Source organism: Polaribacter batillariae (genome assembly GCF_017498485.1).
GTDB lineage: Bacteria > Bacteroidota > Bacteroidia > Flavobacteriales > Flavobacteriaceae > Polaribacter > Polaribacter batillariae.
Genome location: NZ_CP071795.1, coordinates 711,298 through 727,896, shown reverse-complemented (window position 1 = coordinate 727,896; position 16,599 = coordinate 711,298). Strand labels below are relative to the sequence as shown.

Genomic DNA, 16,599 nt, shown 5'->3' with positions numbered 1-16,599 from the left:
ACTTTGTAGGTATAAAATAAAGTACGGGTTTTAATAACCACATAAATATTAAGATAATTATATAAATACCTACAAGGTCTTTGAGATCTTGCAGGAAAATAAAAAACATAAAATGAATCAAGATTATATCATACCCAATGATTGGTCCATTATCGAAGAAGGTTTTAATCCAGAAATGGTAAAATCGTCAGAAAGCCTATTCAGTATTGGAAATGGTGCTATGGGACAACGTGCTAATTTCGAAGAAAATTACTCAGGTAAAACTTTTCAAGGAAGCTATATTGCGGGTGTTTATTATCCAGATAAAACAAGAGTTGGCTGGTGGAAAAACGGCTATCCAGAATATTTTGCAAAAGTATTAAATGCACCCAATTGGATAGGAATTAATGTTACAATTAATGATGAAAATTTAGATTTAAATCAATGCAAATCTGTTTCAAAATTTAAAAGAGAGCTAAACATGAAAGAAGGTTGGTTGTCTCGAAGTTTTGAAGCCGAATTACAAAACGGAATTAAAATCAAGGTTGATACAAAACGTTTTTTAAGTTTAGAATTAGATGAAGTTGGTGCCATAAGTTATGCAGTAACTCCTTTAAACACAAATGCTACAATTACTTTTTCACCTTATTTAGATGCAGGTATTACAAACGAAGACACCAATTGGGATGATCAATTTTGGGATGTTTTAGAGGTCGCACAAAACAATCAGCAATCTTTTATACAAGCAAGAACCATGAAAACGCACTTTTACACCTGTACCTTTATGGAATCTCGTTTGTTTATAGATACTGCCGAGGTTATAACAGATTGCAACCATTCTAAAACAGGCAAAAGAGCAACTTGTTCATATACCCAAGAAATTCAAAAGAACAAAACCTATACAATTCATAAATTTGGTGGATATGTAGTGGATAGAAACCATAATAAAAACGAATTAGTTGCTACAGCAAAAGATGTTTTAGACAAAGCTGTAAGTTTTGGTTTCGATGCTTTGTTAGAAATGCAAAAACAATCTTGGGCGCAGATTTGGAACATGTCAGATATTACTATAAAAGGTGATGTAAAAGCGCAACAAGGTATCCGTTTTAATATTTTTCAACTAAATCAAACGTATTTAGGTACAGATGCGACTTTAAATATTGGCCCCAAAGGATTCACTGGCGAAAAATATGGAGGAAGCACCTATTGGGATACAGAAGCCTATTGCATTCCATTTTATATGGCAACCAAAGACCAATCTGTTGCAAAAAAGTTATTAGAATACAGATACAATCATTTAGAAAAAGCGATTGAAAATGCAGCAAAACTCGGTTTTAAAAACGGAGCAGCATTGTATCCAATGGTAACTATGAATGGTGAAGAATGCCATAACGAATGGGAAATTACTTTTGAAGAAATTCATAGAAATGGCGCCATTGCATTTGCAATTTTTAATTATCATCGTTTTACAGACGATTATTCTTACATTCCAGAAAAAGGCTTGGAAGTTTTAATAGGAATTGCTCGTTTTTGGCATCAAAGAGTAAATTTTTCTACAGATAAAAACAAATACGTAATGTTAGGCGTAACAGGCCCTAACGAATACGAAAACAACGTAAACAATAACTGGTACACCAATTATATTGCAAAATGGTGTATTGAGTATGCTTTAGAGAATATTGAAATTGTAAAAACAAATCATACTTCAGACTATATCAGAATTAAAGAAAAAGTTGCTTTTACGGATGATGAATTAATGGGATGGAAAAAAGTAGCAGACAATATGTATTTTCCGTATTCAGAAGAACACAACGTTTTCTTGCAACAAGACGGTTTCTTAGATAAGGAATTAATAACAGTTGCCAATTTAGACAAAAGCCAAAGACCCATTAATCAAAAATGGAGTTGGGACAGGATTTTACGTTCACCATACATCAAACAAGCAGATGTTTTACAAGGTTTTTACTTTTTTGAAAATGATTTTTCTACGGAAGAATTAGAACGTCACTTCGATTTTTACGAACCATTTACAGTACACGAAAGTTCATTATCTCCTTGTGTACATAGCATACAAGCAGCAAAATTAAATAGAATGGAACAAGCATATGCATTCTACTTAAGAACTTCAAGATTAGATTTAGATGATTATAATCACGAAGTAGAAGAAGGCTTACACATAACTTCCATGGCAGGCACTTGGATGAGTATTGTAGAAGGTTTTGGTGGCATGAGAATATTAAATAACACACTTTCTTTTGCGCCAAAAATTCCTAAAGAATGGAAATCGTATTCATTTAAAGTAAATTTTAGAAATCAAATTATTACGGTTAATGTTTCTCAAAACGGTTCCGTTTTTGAAATTGATGGAAACAACGAAATAAACATTTTGGTCAACGGAAAATTAATTACAGTTTCCCCTAATAATTTAGTAACTGTTTAATCAGAATTTAAATAAAGACCTTTTAGTTTTTCAAAACTGAAAGGTCTAAATACACAATTGATGAGAAACTTAATCTTCTTTTTTTTATTAATCGGTTTAATTTCTTGTAACAACGAAAAAACCAAAGAAAACATTTCTAAAGTTTCTATTTCAAACACAACTTTAGAAAGAGTTGAGCCACTAAATTGGTTTATTGGTTTTAAAGACACTTCACTTCAATTATTAGTAAAAGAACCTAGTATTGGTAATTTTACACCTTCAATTTCTTATAAAGGAGTTTCCATTGAAAAAGTGCATACTGCAAAAAGTGAAAATTATTTATTTATCGATTTAAATATTGATTCATCTACAAAACCAGGCAAATTTGATATTGTTTTTACTAATAAAAACGGAACAAAAAAAACACATACTTACGAACTAAAATCAAGAGAAAAATCTGCTGAAGAATATGTGGGTTTTAATAGTTCAGATGTTTTGTATTTAATTACGCCAGATCGTTTTGCAAATGGAGATTCGTCAAACGATATTGGTTCTAAAACTTCAAAAATTAATGAAACTGGAGAATCTGTTCAATTTTTAAAAGAAAATAGTATTAACAGAAATGATGATTATGCACGTCATGGAGGAGATATCAAAGGAATTACCAATCATTTAGATTATATTAATACAATGGGGTTTACTGCAATTTGGTCATCTCCGTTGTTAACAAATGACATGCCAAAACAGTCGTATCATGGCTATGCAATTACAGATTTATATGAGATAGATCCAAGATTTGGAACTCTTGCAGATTATAGAGAACTGGCAGATAAAGCCAGAGAAAAAGGTATTAAATTAATAATGGACCAAGTTGCCAATCATTGTGGTAGCGAACATTGGTGGATGAAAGATTTGCCTTTTAAAGATTGGGTAAATTATCAAGAAAATTTCGAAAATAATGGCAATTTAATTACCTCAAATCATAGAAGAACTACCAATGAAGATTTGTATGCTTCAAAAATTGATAAAAAGCAAAATACTGATGGTTGGTTTGTTTCAACGATGCCAGATTTGAATCAAAAAAATCCATTTATGGCAAAATACATCATTCAAAATAGTATTTGGTGGATAGAAACTATTGGTTTAGGAGGAATTAGACAAGACACATATCCATATCCAGACAAACAATTTATGAGTGATTGGGCAGGAGCAATTATGAATGAATATCCTAATTTTTCTATTGTTGGCGAAGAATGGAGTTACAATCCGTTATTGATAGGTTATTGGCAAAAAGGTGCAAATAATAGAGATGGTTACGAATCTAATTTAACTTCTACAATGGATTTTGCAATGCAAAGAAAAGTAGTAGAAGCGTTAAATGAGGAAGAATCTTGGGACAAAGGTTTGGTAAAAATTTATGAAGGTTTGGCAAATGATTTTCATTATGCATCACCAAAAGATATTATGGTTTTTCCAGACAATCATGATATGAGTAGAATTTATACACAATTAAATGGCGATTTTGCAAATACACAAATGGCACTAACTACCTACTTAATAATGCCTAGAACCCCGCAAATTTATTACGGAACAGAAATTTTAATGGACGATTTTAAAAAACCTGGTGATCATGGTCTAATTCGTACAGATTTTCCAGGTGGCTGGCAAGGAGATACTGTAAATGCATTTTCAGGCAAAGGTTTAACTTCTCAGCAAAAAGAAATGCAATCTTTTTTAAAGAAATTTTTAAATTATAGAAAAGATTCAAAGGCAATTCATGAAGGAAAAACCGTTCATTTTGCACCCTTCATGGGAACATATTTTTTGTTCAGAATTTTAAATGATGAAGTTGTTGTAAACATTATCAATAAAAATGAAAAACCAATTACTATTGATTTAAAACGCTATGTAGAAATTGGTTTAGAAGGTAAAACACTTAAAAATATTATTACTGGCGAACAATTTATTTGGGGGGATGATATTGAATTAAAACAAAAAGGAAGCATTCTTTTAACCACAAAAAGTAAGTTTGATTAAAAGCCTGTCAGTTCGGGTAATTTTCGATTTTTTATTGAAACTATATCGAGAACATTTTAAAATGATAACATAAAAAAACGGATATTAACTATTTCTCTTACTTTTTTATTGAAAAAAATAACAAAGACCGTCAGTTCGAGTGAATTTATGAGGAACGAATAAATTTGTATCGAGAACATCTAAAAGTTTCAAAATTAATTATGAAAAACATCAAAATTCTTTTTTTACTACTTTTTGTATCTACTTTTTTATTTTCACAAAACTCTAAAAGAGTTTTAGAAAATTTAAAACAAGATGGAAATACAATAACAATTCAAGTGAACGATGGTCGTTATTTAATCGAATTTTATTCATCCGAAATTGTAGAAACTTCATTCCTACCAAAAGGAGAAGTTCAATCAAATACATCTCATGCAGTTGTTTTAAAGCCTAAAAAAACTCACATTATTATAAATCAGTTAAAAAATAAAGTAATTTATAAATCTGATGGAATAGAAGTTCAAATTCAAAAAGAGCCTTTTAAAATCTCATACTTTTATAAAGGAGAAGAAGTTATCTCAGAAAAAAGAGGCTACTATAAATCGAAACACAATGCTTTAGAAACTGTAAAAGACAATATTATTGCTAAAGAAACCGAGAAAATCGAATTCAATTTAACAGAAAACGAAGTTTTATACGGAGCAGGAGCAAGGGCTTTAGGAATGAACAGGCGTGGCAATCGTTTGGCGTTATTTAACAGAGCCCATTATGGTTACGAAACACATTCAGCGCTGATGAATTTTACCTTGCCCATTGTAATTTCATCAAAAAAATACATGCTTCATTTTGATAATGCTCCAGTGGGTTATTTAGATTTAGATAGTAAAAAAAACAATTCTTTAACCTATGAAACCATTTCTGGGCGAAAAACCTACCAAGTTATTGTTGGAGATTCATGGGAAAAATTAATAGAAAATTACACCCAATTAACAGGCAAACAACCTTTGCCACCAAGATGGGCTTTAGGAAATTTTTCAAGCAGATTTGGTTATCATTCTCAAAAAGAAACAGAAAAAACCATTGCAAAATTTAAAGACGAAGAAATTCCTGTTGACGCAGTTATTTTAGACTTGTATTGGTTTGGGAAAGACATTCAAGGAACCATGGGTAATTTAGAGGTTTACAAAGACTCTTTCCCAGATATAAAACGCATGATTTCTAATTTTAAAGAAAAAGGCGTAAAAACCGTTTTAATTACAGAACCATTTATTTTAACAAACTCAAATAAATGGAACGAAGCTGTAGCAAAAGATGTTTTAGCAAAAGATTCTGTTGGAAATCCTGCAAAATACGATTTCTATTTTGGAAATACAGGAATTGTAGATATCTATAAAAAAGAAGGAAAAGACTGGTTTTGGAACATTTATAAAGAGATTTTAGCCTTAGGCGTTAAAGGTTTATGGGGCGATTTAGGCGAGCCAGAAGTGCATCCAACTTGGGTACAACATGCCATAGGTTCAGCAAATGAAGTGCACAATACTTATGGTCACGATTGGGCAAAACTAATTTTTGAAGGGTATAAAACCGATTTTCCAAACGAAAGACCGTTTATTTTAATGCGTGCAGGTTATTCAGGTTCGCAACGTTTTGGTATGATTCCTTGGTCTGGAGATGTAAACAGAAGTTGGGGTGGTTTGCAATCGCAACCAGAAATTGCGTTACAAATGGGCATGCAAGGTTTGGGCTATATGCATTCAGACTTAGGCGGTTTTGCAGGGGCCAATTTAAATGATAATTTATATGTAAGATGGTTGCAATATGGTGTCTTTCAGCCAATTTTTAGACCACATGCACAAGAAGATGTTGCAAGCGAACCTGTTTTTAGAAGCGATTTTGCAAAAAAACATGCTAAAAAAGCCATAGAATTGCGTTACAAATTATTGCCTTACAATTACAATTTAGCCTTCGAAAATAACCAAAAAGGTACCCCCTTAATGCGTCCGATTTTTTTTGAAGAGAATGATGATAAATTAATGGCAAATTCAGAAACGTATTTATGGGGAAAAGATTTTTTAATCACACCCATTTTAAAAGATTCTCTAAAAACCAAAGAAATTTATTTTCCAAAAACGGCCAATTGGTTTCATTTTTATTCTGATGAAAAAATAGAAGGAGGGCAAACAAAATTGGTAAAAGTAAAACAAAAATCCATTCCTACTTACGTGAGAGGTGGCGCTTTTGTTTTAATGACCAATGTTGTACAAACCACAGATAATTACAAAGGCAACAAATTAGAGCTACATTATTATTACGATGCTTCTGTAAAAGAAAGCGAAAGAACTTTTTATAATGACGATGGAATTACAGCAAATGCCTTCGAAAAAGGAAACTACGAATTGTTAAAGTTTGAAGCAGAACTCTCAAAAAGATGGTTAGAAATTGATTTGGAAGCCGAATTCGGAAACCATTGGAAAACATCAGAAAAAGAAATAGCATTGGTTGTTCATAATATTAATTGGAACCCGAGAAAGATAAAAATAGGTAAAAAAAGAGTTAAAATATCACCTCAAAATAATACACTTCGCCTGATGTTAAAGTGGAATCCTACAAAAGAATTAAAGATTAAAATAACCACAAAATAAACCTGATTTATGAGAAAAATACAAATTTTAAGTATGCTGTTCATTACAATAATTGCGGGTTGCAAAACAGAGCATAAAGTAGAAAAAAGAATCATGCAAGAGAATTCAACAAGTAAAAAGAAGGTTGTTTATCAGGTTTTTACACGTTTGTTTGGCAATACAAATACCACCAACAAACCTTGGGGAACTATCGAAGAAAATGGGGTTGGAAAGTTCAACGATTTTACAGACAAAGCATTGGCAGAAATTAAAAATTTAGGGGTTACACATATTTGGTACACAGGCGTTCCACATCATGACGTAATTCGAGATTATACAAAATACGGAATTTCAAATGACGATCCAGATGTCGTAAAAGGTAGAGCAGGTTCACCTTATGCCGTAAAAGATTATTACAATGTAAATCCAGATTTGGCAGAAAATGTGGCAAATCGTTTGCAAGAATTCGAAGCGTTAATAGAACGTTCTCATAAAAATGAGTTAAAGGTAATTATAGACATTGTTCCCAATCATGTTGCGAGAAATTACCAAAGTTTATCAAACCCTAAAGGTACTAAAGACTTTGGGGCAGAAGATGATACAACTGTGGCATATCATGTAAACAATAATTTTTATTATGTACCCAATACACCTTTTGAAGTGCCCAATTTTTTAAATGGATATTTGCCTTTAGGTGGCGAAAAACATCCACTTTCGGATGGTAAATTTGATGAAAACCCTGCAAAATGGACAGGAAATGGTGCACGTTCTCCAAAACCTAGTTTTTACGATTGGTACGAAACCGTAAAAGTAAATTATGGAATTTCTCCTGATGGTAAAAAAGATTTTGACGAATTGCCAAAAGGTTTCGAAAACGAAGATTACAAAAAACATTTCGAGTTTTGGAAAGATAAAAAAGTGCCCAATTCTTGGATAAAGTTTAAAGACATTGCTTTGTACTGGATTGCCAAAGGAGTAGATGGTTTTAGATACGATATGGCAGAAATGGTACCAGTAGAATTTTGGAGTTATTTAAATTCAAATATCAAAATGAAAAATCCAAATGCTTTTTTATTAGCAGAAGTTTATCAACCTCATTTATATAGAGATTATATAAAGAAAGGAAAAATGGATTTTTTGTACGACAAAGTACAATTGTATGACACCATCAAAAACATAATGCAAGGAAGAGGTTTAACAGACAATATACCGCCAATTTTAGAAGATCTAAAAGACATAGAACAGCATATGTTGCATTTTTTAGAAAATCATGACGAGCAGAGAATTGCGAGTCCAGAATTTGCAGGAAATGCGTTAAAAGGAAAACCAGCAATGGTCGTTTCTACAACCATTTCTACGACACCAACCATGGTTTATTTTGGGCAAGAATTGGGTGAAGATGGCTCAGAGAATGCAGGTTTTGGTAGTCCTTCTAGAACATCAATTTTCGATTATGTAGGAGTTCCAGCATTACAAAGATGGGTAAATCATAAAAATTTCGATGGAGGAAAATCTACCAAAGAAGAACTCGAATTAAGAGATTTTTACAAGCGTTTGCTAAATTTTACAATTTCTTCTGATGCTTTAATGGGCGAATATGCAGATTTGCATCAATATAACAGAAAAAATACCGAGAATTACGATACAAAAGTATTGTCTTTTGTGCGTTTTTCTAAGGATGAAAAATTAGTAGTTGTTTCTAATTTTGATGATAAAAAGTCCTATCAATTTAAATTGAAAATTCCTTCAGAAATCATCAAAAAATGGAATTTAACAAGTAATAAATATCAGCTTAAAGATCAATTATACAACACAAAAACTTTCGATTTAGAAATTAAAAACGGAGTAGGAGTTGTTAAAATGAATATGAATCATTTAGAGTCATTTGTTTTAAAGATGATGTAAGAAAAAAATCAAAGACCTTTTAGGTTGTTAAAAGTTAAAAGGCCCAATTTAAAATATTATAGGATGAAAAAAACGATACTACTTTTTACATTAACAATTCTGTTAAGTTGTAATGCATCGCAAGAAAATAAATCAGCAGAAAAAGAAGTTGCAAAAAAAGAATTTGTTTGGGAAGGTGCAAACTTATATTTTCTGTTAACAGATCGTTTTAATAATGGCGATCCTTCTAACGATATTCATTTCGATAGAACCCAAAAAGCTGGAAAATTAAGAGGTTTCGAAGGTGGAGACCTCAAAGGAATTACACAAAAGATTGAAGAAGGTTATTTTGCAGATTTAGGCATTAATGCCATTTGGATGACGCCAATTGTAGAACAAATTCATGGCGCAACAGATGAAGGAACAGGACTTTCTTATGGTTTTCATGGTTATTGGGCCAAAGATTGGACCAAAATCGACCCAAATTACGGGACAAAAGAAGATTTAAAAGAGCTGGTAGAAGTTGCACACAAAAATGGAATCAGAATTTTGTTAGATGCTGTTATCAATCATACAGGTCCTGTTACAGAAAAAGATCCTGTTTGGCCAAATGATTGGGTTCGAACAGAACCACAATGTACATATGACAATTACGAACATACAGTTTCTTGTACTTTGGTAAAAAATTTACCAGATATTAAAACCGAAAGCAACGAAAACGTTGCATTGCCCCCACAATTAGTCGCAAAATGGAAAACAGAAGGTCGTTATGAGCAAGAGGTAGCAGAATTAGATGCATTTTTCGAAAGAACAAAATACCCAAGAGCGCCAAGATTTTATATCATAAAATGGTTAACAGATTATATTACAGAATTCGGAATTGATGGTTACAGAGTAGATACAGTAAAGCATACAGAAGAATTTGTTTGGCAAGAATTTAGAACCGAATGCGATTTCGCTTTTGCAGCTTACAAAAAAAATAATGCAAACAAAGTTTTAGACAACAATGGTTTTTATTTGGTAGGAGAAGTATATAATTATGGAATTTCTCATGGAAAAGCTTTTGATTTTGGAGACAAAAAAGTTAATTATTTTGATAAAGCTTTCAATAGTTTAATCAATTTTGAAATGAAATGGGATGTAAAACAAATGAAGGCAAAAGAGCTTTTTAATAAATACGATTCTATTTTAAATGGTCATTTAAAAAACTACGGAGTTATGAATTATATGACCTCTCATGATGATGGAAATCCGTTTGATAAAGAAAGAGACATGCCTTTTAAAACAGCAACAATGTTGTTATTAACCCAAGGAACTTCACAGGTTTATTATGGCGATGAATCTGCCAGAGATTTAACAATTGAGGGTACAGTTGGCGATGCAACATTGCGTTCTTTTATGAATTGGGAAGACATCAACAAGAATAAAGAAACACAGAAAATTTTAACACATTGGCAAAAATTAGGTCAGTTTAGGAAGAAACACCCTGCAATTGGAGCAGGAAAGCATACTTTAATATCAGATGATAAAAATGGTTTGACTTTTTCGAGAGTTAGAAACGATGATAAAGTGGTTATTGGTATAAATATGCTTGAAAATAAAATTGATATAAAAGTGTCTTCAATATTTAAAAATGGAGACGAATTAAGAGATGCTTATTCAAATCAAAAAGTAAAAGTAAAAGATGGTAAGGTGCGTTTCGTATCTAAATTTAATATTGTATTATTAGAAAAAATATAGTTTTAAATATAAGTACTAAAAGCCAAAAGCCCTCATTTGAAATTTCAAATGAGGGCTTTTTTTTATTATTTTAAAAAGAATTATTAATTCTTATTTTTTTGTTTCATCTCGTCGAACTTATCGCCTTCTTTTTTAGGCCAGCTGTTGTTTGATGTATCTACATCTGCGGTTTCGAAATCTGGATCTACAACAATACTTGTAATTTCTTGCGTAGAAGCAAAAACTCTTGTTACTTTATTGTCGTCTCTCATCCAAATTTGGGCAGGAAAAGTTTCTCTTTTTGTGCTGCCATCTGCATAGGTTAATTCTACAATAATTGGCATTACCAAACCTCCTGGTTTTTCGAACTCTACAGAATATATGTAAGAAGGTACTTCTTGGCCATCTACATATTTATTCATTGCATCTGGTTTTGCATCTTCTTTTTTATCGGTAATATATACCAAATCTCCTAATCCTTCGAAATATGCTTTTGCTCTTGGGTTTGAAGCGATAATGTTTTTAATTCTTTCTCCTGGTTTATCTGTTAAATATAAAGGCTTTACTTTGCTAATACCAATGTCATTAACATCTGTAGTGTAAAACCATCCTCTAAAGAACCAGTCTAAATCCATACCAGAGGCGTCTTCCATTGTTCTAAAGAAATCTTCTGGAGTAGGGTGTTTAAACATCCATCTTTGCGCATAGGTTCTAAATGCGTAATCAAATAATTCTGGTCCCATAATTGTTTTTCTTAGCATGTATAAACCAGCTGCTGGTTTTGTATATGCATTGGGGCCAAATTGTTTTACATAATCTCCTTGAGACATAATAGGAGATAGGTTCGATTGGTCTCCTGCCATATATCTTGTAATTTCTTTAGCAGGATTTTTAGCAAATAAATCGTAGTCGTATTTAAATTCTGCCAAAATTTCTACGAAAGAGTTTAAGCCTTCGTCCATCCAAGTCCATTGTCTTTCGTCGGAATTTACAATCATTGGAAAGAAATTGTGCCCAACTTCGTGTACAATTACTCCAATCATTCCTCTTTTAGTTCTGTCGGAATAAGTTCCATCTGGGTTTGGTCTTCCAAAGTTAAAACAAATCATAGGGTATTCCATTCCTTGTCTTTCTGAGTGTACAGAAACTGCTTTTGGGTAAGGATAATCGAAGGTTAATTTAGAGTATTCGATTAAGGTAGTTGCTATGGCTCTTGTAGAGTGTTCTTCCCACAAAGGGTTTCCTTCTTTAGGGTATAAAGAAGTTGCCATTACAGTTTTACCATTAATGTTTACAGCCATGGCATCCCAAATATATTTTCTTGAAGTTGCAAAAGCAAAATCTCTTACTTTATTCGCTTTAAATTTCCAAGTTTTAGTTTTGGTAGCTCTTCCTTTTTCGTTTTTTTCAGCTTCAGCTTGTGTTACAATCATTACTGGATTGTCGAAAGATTTTCTAGCTTTTTCGAAACGTTTTCTTTGTTCTTTCGATAACACGTCTTTTTCGTTTTGTAAAGAACCAGTAGCTTCTACAATATGATCTGCAGGAACTGTTAAGTTAACTTCGTAGTCTCCAAACTCTAAAGCGAATTCACTACGTCCCCAAAACTGCATGTTTTGCCATCCTTCTACATTGTTATACACAGCCAATCTTGGAAAAAACTGTGCAATGGTATAGTTGTTGTTTCCATCAGGAAAAGTTTCTAAACCAGAGCGTCCACCATCTTTGTTTATATCGTTGATTTTATAGTTCCATTTAATTCTAAATTTAAAAGTTTCTCCAGATTGTAATGGTTTGGATAAATTTATTCTCATCATTGTTCTATTAATGGTATGAGATAATGGTTTTCCATCCGATTCTACAAGTTCGATATGGTAACCAAAGCCTTTTTTAGCACCCATATACGTTTTCTTGAAATTGCCTGGAGTAATAAATTCGGAAGCTCCTGTAGATCTTGCTAAAGGAGTTTTAGAATCGTCTGCCCTCATATTTTGGTCTAATTGTACCCATAAATATTCTAAGGCATCTTTAGAGTTGTTGTGATAGGTAATGTGCTCATCACCATAGATTTTATTGGTACTTTCGTCTAAACGAATGTCCATTTTATAATCTACTTTTTGTTGTGTGTATTGGTGTCCTGGAGCACCAGAAGCAGTATGTTGGTCATTTGGAGTCGCCAAAACATCTTTCATTTGTCTGAATTTGTTTTGATCTGTATGCCCTTGCTGAACTTTCTTTTCGTCTTTTTTAGTTTCTTGGGCAATTGCCGAAAAACTAATAAAGAAAAGAGAAAATAAGAATAATGATAGTTTTTTCATCTTGTTTTATTTGTTTTATAAAAGTGACGTCTAAATTAAGAATATAACTGCGATTTAGTTGTAAAATGTTAAAATTTTAACAAATCTTTATCAAAAAAAAAGCAACGCATTGTTGCATTGCTTTTTTCGGATTTTTAAAAATTAATTTTTTAGTTTGCTTTTAAATTTATCGAACTTGTCTTTTTGTTGTTTTGGGTAACTGTTGTTAGATAAATCTACATCTGCAGTTTCTAAATCTGGATCTACCACAATTTTTACAATTTGTTTATTAGAATGCACAGCTTTGGTAACTTCAGCATCGTTATATCGCCAAATTTGTGCTGGATATGTTTTTTTCATTTTTGTACCATCTTCATAGGTATATTCTACAATAATTGGCATTACCAAACCCCCAGGTTTGTTAAATGTAATTTCATAGAAAAATTTCGAGTTGGCTTTATTGGGGTTGCTAAATAGCAAGCCTTCGCTTTGGTCTTCGATAAAGTTTACTGTATTGCTATTTGCATCTTCTGCATAAAATTTCTTTACATTTTTAATTCCAATATCTGTAACATCTGTGGTATAAAACCAACCTCTCCAAAACCAATCTAAGTCTATACCAGAGGCATCTTCCATAGTTCTAAAGAAATCTGCAGGTGTTGGGTGTTTAAATTTCCAACGTTGTGCGTAGGTTTTAAAAGCGTGGTCGAATAATTCTTTTCCCATAATGGTTTCGCGCAACATCCATAAACCTGTTGCTGGTTTTCCATAAGCGTTGTTTCCAAAACTATACACATTGTCTCCTTTAGACATAATTGGTGCAATTCTAGATTGGTCTCCACTCATATAAGCCACAATGTTTTTAGGATAACCTCTAACAATTGGAAAGTTAGGGTCGTAATCTTTTTCTGCCAACATTTCCATAAAAGAGTTTAAACCTTCGTCCATCCAAGTCCATTGTCTTTCGTCGGAATTTACTATCATTGGAAAGAAATTGTGCCCAACTTCGTGAATGGTTACTTTAATCATCCTATATTTTACTCTATCGGAATAGGTTCCATCTGGGTTGGGTCTTCCTGGGTTGAAACAAATTTGTGGGTATTCCATTCCCATTTGTCCATCTACAGAAATTGCTTTGTGGTAAGGATAATCGAAAGTGTATTTAGAATATGTTTTTAAGGTTTGTGCTACTGCTCTTGTAGAATGGTCTCCATACAAAGGATTTGCTTCTTTAGAATATAAAGATTCTGCCATTACAGTTTTGCCATTAATGTTTACGGCCATGGCATCAAAAATAAATTTTCTCGATGTTGCAAAAGCATAATCTCTTACGTTTTCTGCATAAAATTTCCAGGTTTTGGTTTTTTTAGATCGGCTTTTTTCAATTTTTTCTGCTTCTTTTTGTGTTCTAATAATTACAGGATTGTCGAAAGTTTTTCTTGCTTTTTCGAGTCTTTTTAATTCTTTCTTAGAGTAAACCTCTTTTGGGTTTTGTAAAATACCAGTTGCACCTAACATGTGGTCTGCTGGAGTGGTAATATTTACCGTAAAATCTCCAAACTCTAATGCAAATTCGCTTCTTCCCCAAAATTGGTCGTTTTGCCAGCCTTCTACATTATCATATACACATAATCTTGGATAAAATTGTGCAATTACGTAGTTGTTGTTTCCATCTTCGGGAAAATGTTCGTAACCCGATCTTCCACCTTGTGTTCTATGGTTGTTAATGTTATACCACCATTTAATTTTAAATTGAAATTTTTCTCCAGAAGCCAAAGGTTTTGGTAAGTTAATACGCATCATGGTTTGATTTATAGTATGCGATAATGGAGTACCATTTTTATTTGTAACGCTTTCAATTTTAAAACCACCATCAAAAGGCTCTTTTACATAAGCATTGTTGAACCTCGTTTTAGAGGTTTTGCTAGGAATGGTTGTTGGCTGAATGTCTGGTGTTTTAGAGTCTGCAGCTCTCATATTTTGGTCTAATTGCACCCATAAATATGTTAAAGTATCTTCTGAATTGTTATGATAGGTTATGGTCTCGTTTCCGTAAATTCTTTGGTTATCGTCCTCTAAAACGATATCCATGGTATAATCTACTTTTTGTTGTGTGTAGCGAACTCCTGGGGCTCCAGAAGCGGTTCTTTGTAGATTTGGTGTGGGTAATAATTCTTTTAATTGCCTAAATTTATTTTGGTTGGTATGCCCTTGTTTTGTGATTTTTTCTTGTGCAAATGATATTGTAGAAATAAACAGATAAGAAAGTATTAGAAGTCCTATTTTTTTCATAATGTGTGTTTTAATTGTAGTTTGTAAATAGTTAGTAGGTTAAAGTTGCGTGTGTTTCTTCTTTTGATAATAAAACACTTTTGTGTTTATTACCAACTTTAGATTTTATTAAGTTTTGTTGTTCTGGAAAATGATGAATTAATATTTTATTAGAAATTTCTATTTTAGAAACTTTTGCAATGTTTTCGATTTCTAAATAAAAGAAAACCAAATCACCTTCATATTCTTTTCCAATATAATTAAATTTTCGAATTTTATTATCGACCTTAAATTCAAGTTTGTCTTTTAAATATTTTTCGAAATAAACATCGTTATTTTTAAGCTCTTTTTTAGAAGTAAGTTGTAAATCGATATTGTAATCTTTATTTAATGCTGTTTCTATATCGTCCATAAAAACATTAATAATTATTTGTAACGATTTTGCTTCGCTTTTATATTTTATCTGCGTTAAACTTAGATAGTACTTGTGAGCAGAAAAAGAGAGAAGTGGTATTATTGCTAATATTAGCAGTGTTTTTTTAAATTTCATATTTTATTAAAAACAATTATCGCGCCAAGTTACTCTTTGTTTATTATTTTTAAATACAATTTACTCTCTCTTTGAAAAATCTTAATAATATCTAAAATTTTTCCGTCTTTATATAACTTTTCCACCCCTAAAGGATTGCAATATTCTAAAAAATGAAAATAGTTTTCGACAGGAATTTTTAGTTTTTCGAAGAAGAATTTTTCGCCTAATTCCGACATAATTTTATAAGGGAATTCTTTCTTAATAGCAAGCTCTTTTCTTAGTGCCCAAAGTTTTTCTGAATGTTTAAAAGGAATAATAGCTTTCGCACTAGCTCCAACAAAATTAGCGGTTGGATCTGTATTATTCATAGGAGGTTTTACCCTTTTGTCGATGTGATCTGGAGCTTCTACTACTTTCATATCTACTTTCGAAAAGTCCATAACTTCTCTTAAAAGAGAGTCTTTTTTATTTTTTGGAACGCTTTTAGAATCGATGCCTAGTCTGCCAGATAAATTATTTCTTTTCAATTCGAATTCATCTAACACAATTGTATTAAACTTTACTCGAATGTTAATTTTTTTTCGTTTGATATTCTCTTTGCTTACAACAACAACTTTTGTAATGTGTTGTACAGAAGAAACTCGTAAAGAATCGCCTTCTCTTACGAAAATTCTAAACTCTCCATCATCCGAAGAAAATGTACCTTGGTTGGTTTTTAAGTTGATAATATTTGCGTTTCTAACAGTACTTAACGAGTCTGTAACCTTACCATTTACAATAAATCTTCTTTCCTGAGAAAAAGAAATGATAGTAAAAAGACAAAAAAGTGAAGAAAAGAGTATTTTATTTAACATTTATTAT

9 protein-coding genes are annotated in these 16,599 nt (G+C 31.9%); 5 read left to right on the top strand and 4 right to left on the bottom strand.

Features of this window, described 5'->3' with window-relative positions:
- Nucleotides 1-112 precede the first annotated feature (112 nt).
- From JL193_RS03320 to JL193_RS03300, 5 genes are all read left to right on the top strand, one after another.
- Nucleotides 113-2,419 (top strand): glycoside hydrolase family 65 protein, encoded by a 2,307-nt coding sequence (locus JL193_RS03320; RefSeq protein WP_207972477.1) that lies wholly within the window; start codon nucleotides 113-115, stop codon nucleotides 2,417-2,419.
- Between the two features lie 60 nt (nucleotides 2,420-2,479).
- A complete protein-coding gene (locus JL193_RS03315; RefSeq protein WP_207972476.1) occupies nucleotides 2,480-4,435 on the top strand; it encodes a glycoside hydrolase family 13 protein in 1,956 nt (651 codons plus the stop codon).
- 200 nt (nucleotides 4,436-4,635) lie between these two features.
- Nucleotides 4,636-7,056 carry a glycoside hydrolase family 31 protein gene (locus tag JL193_RS03310; RefSeq protein WP_207972475.1) on the top strand — a complete coding sequence of 807 codons (2,421 nt, stop codon included), beginning with the start codon at nucleotides 4,636-4,638 and terminating at the stop codon, nucleotides 7,054-7,056.
- 9 nt (nucleotides 7,057-7,065) lie between these two features.
- The gene (locus JL193_RS03305) at nucleotides 7,066-8,940 is read left to right on the top strand and encodes an alpha-amylase family glycosyl hydrolase (protein WP_207972474.1); all 1,875 of its coding nucleotides are present in this window, start codon (nucleotides 7,066-7,068) and stop codon (nucleotides 8,938-8,940) included.
- A gap of 63 nt (nucleotides 8,941-9,003) precedes the next feature.
- Nucleotides 9,004-10,659, top strand: coding sequence for an alpha-amylase family glycosyl hydrolase (locus JL193_RS03300; RefSeq protein ID WP_207972473.1), 1,656 nt, complete (start codon nucleotides 9,004-9,006; stop codon nucleotides 10,657-10,659).
- Nucleotides 10,660-10,742: 83 nt separating this feature from the next.
- Here JL193_RS03300 and JL193_RS03295 read toward each other — a convergent pair whose 3' ends face one another.
- From JL193_RS03295 to JL193_RS03280, 4 genes are all read right to left on the bottom strand, one after another.
- Nucleotides 10,743-12,956 carry a M1 family metallopeptidase gene (locus JL193_RS03295; protein WP_207972472.1) on the bottom strand — a complete coding sequence of 738 codons (2,214 nt, stop codon included), beginning with the start codon at nucleotides 12,954-12,956 and terminating at the stop codon, nucleotides 10,743-10,745.
- 141 nt (nucleotides 12,957-13,097) lie between these two features.
- Nucleotides 13,098-15,227 carry a M1 family metallopeptidase gene (locus JL193_RS03290; RefSeq protein WP_207972471.1) on the bottom strand — a complete coding sequence of 710 codons (2,130 nt, stop codon included), beginning with the start codon at nucleotides 15,225-15,227 and terminating at the stop codon, nucleotides 13,098-13,100.
- A 31-nt stretch (nucleotides 15,228-15,258) separates the two neighbouring features.
- A complete protein-coding gene (locus tag JL193_RS03285) occupies nucleotides 15,259-15,756 on the bottom strand; it encodes a DUF6702 family protein (protein ID WP_207972470.1) in 498 nt (165 codons plus the stop codon).
- Between the two features lie 29 nt (nucleotides 15,757-15,785).
- Nucleotides 15,786-16,592, bottom strand: a complete 807-nt coding sequence (locus JL193_RS03280) for a peptidase associated/transthyretin-like domain-containing protein (RefSeq protein WP_207972469.1) — start codon at nucleotides 16,590-16,592, stop codon at nucleotides 15,786-15,788.
- Nucleotides 16,593-16,599: the final 7 nt, after the last annotated feature.

Excerpts from the sequence above, each read along its gene's own strand:
- JL193_RS03310 (WP_207972475.1), top strand. The coding sequence starts at position 4,636 with ATGAAAAACATCAAAATTCTTTTTTTACTACTTTTTGTATCTACTTTT.
- JL193_RS03290 (WP_207972471.1), bottom strand. The coding sequence starts at position 15,227 with ATGAAAAAAATAGGACTTCTAATACTTTCTTATCTGTTTATTTCTACA.
- JL193_RS03300 (WP_207972473.1), top strand. The coding sequence starts at position 9,004 with ATGAAAAAAACGATACTACTTTTTACATTAACAATTCTGTTAAGTTGT.
- JL193_RS03315 (WP_207972476.1), top strand. The coding sequence starts at position 2,480 with ATGAGAAACTTAATCTTCTTTTTTTTATTAATCGGTTTAATTTCTTGT.
- JL193_RS03305 (WP_207972474.1), top strand. The coding sequence starts at position 7,066 with ATGAGAAAAATACAAATTTTAAGTATGCTGTTCATTACAATAATTGCG.
- JL193_RS03285 (WP_207972470.1), bottom strand. The coding sequence starts at position 15,756 with ATGAAATTTAAAAAAACACTGCTAATATTAGCAATAATACCACTTCTC.
- JL193_RS03295 (WP_207972472.1), bottom strand. The coding sequence starts at position 12,956 with ATGAAAAAACTATCATTATTCTTATTTTCTCTTTTCTTTATTAGTTTT.
- JL193_RS03320 (WP_207972477.1), top strand. The coding sequence starts at position 113 with ATGAATCAAGATTATATCATACCCAATGATTGGTCCATTATCGAAGAA.
- JL193_RS03280 (WP_207972469.1), bottom strand. The coding sequence starts at position 16,592 with ATGTTAAATAAAATACTCTTTTCTTCACTTTTTTGTCTTTTTACTATC.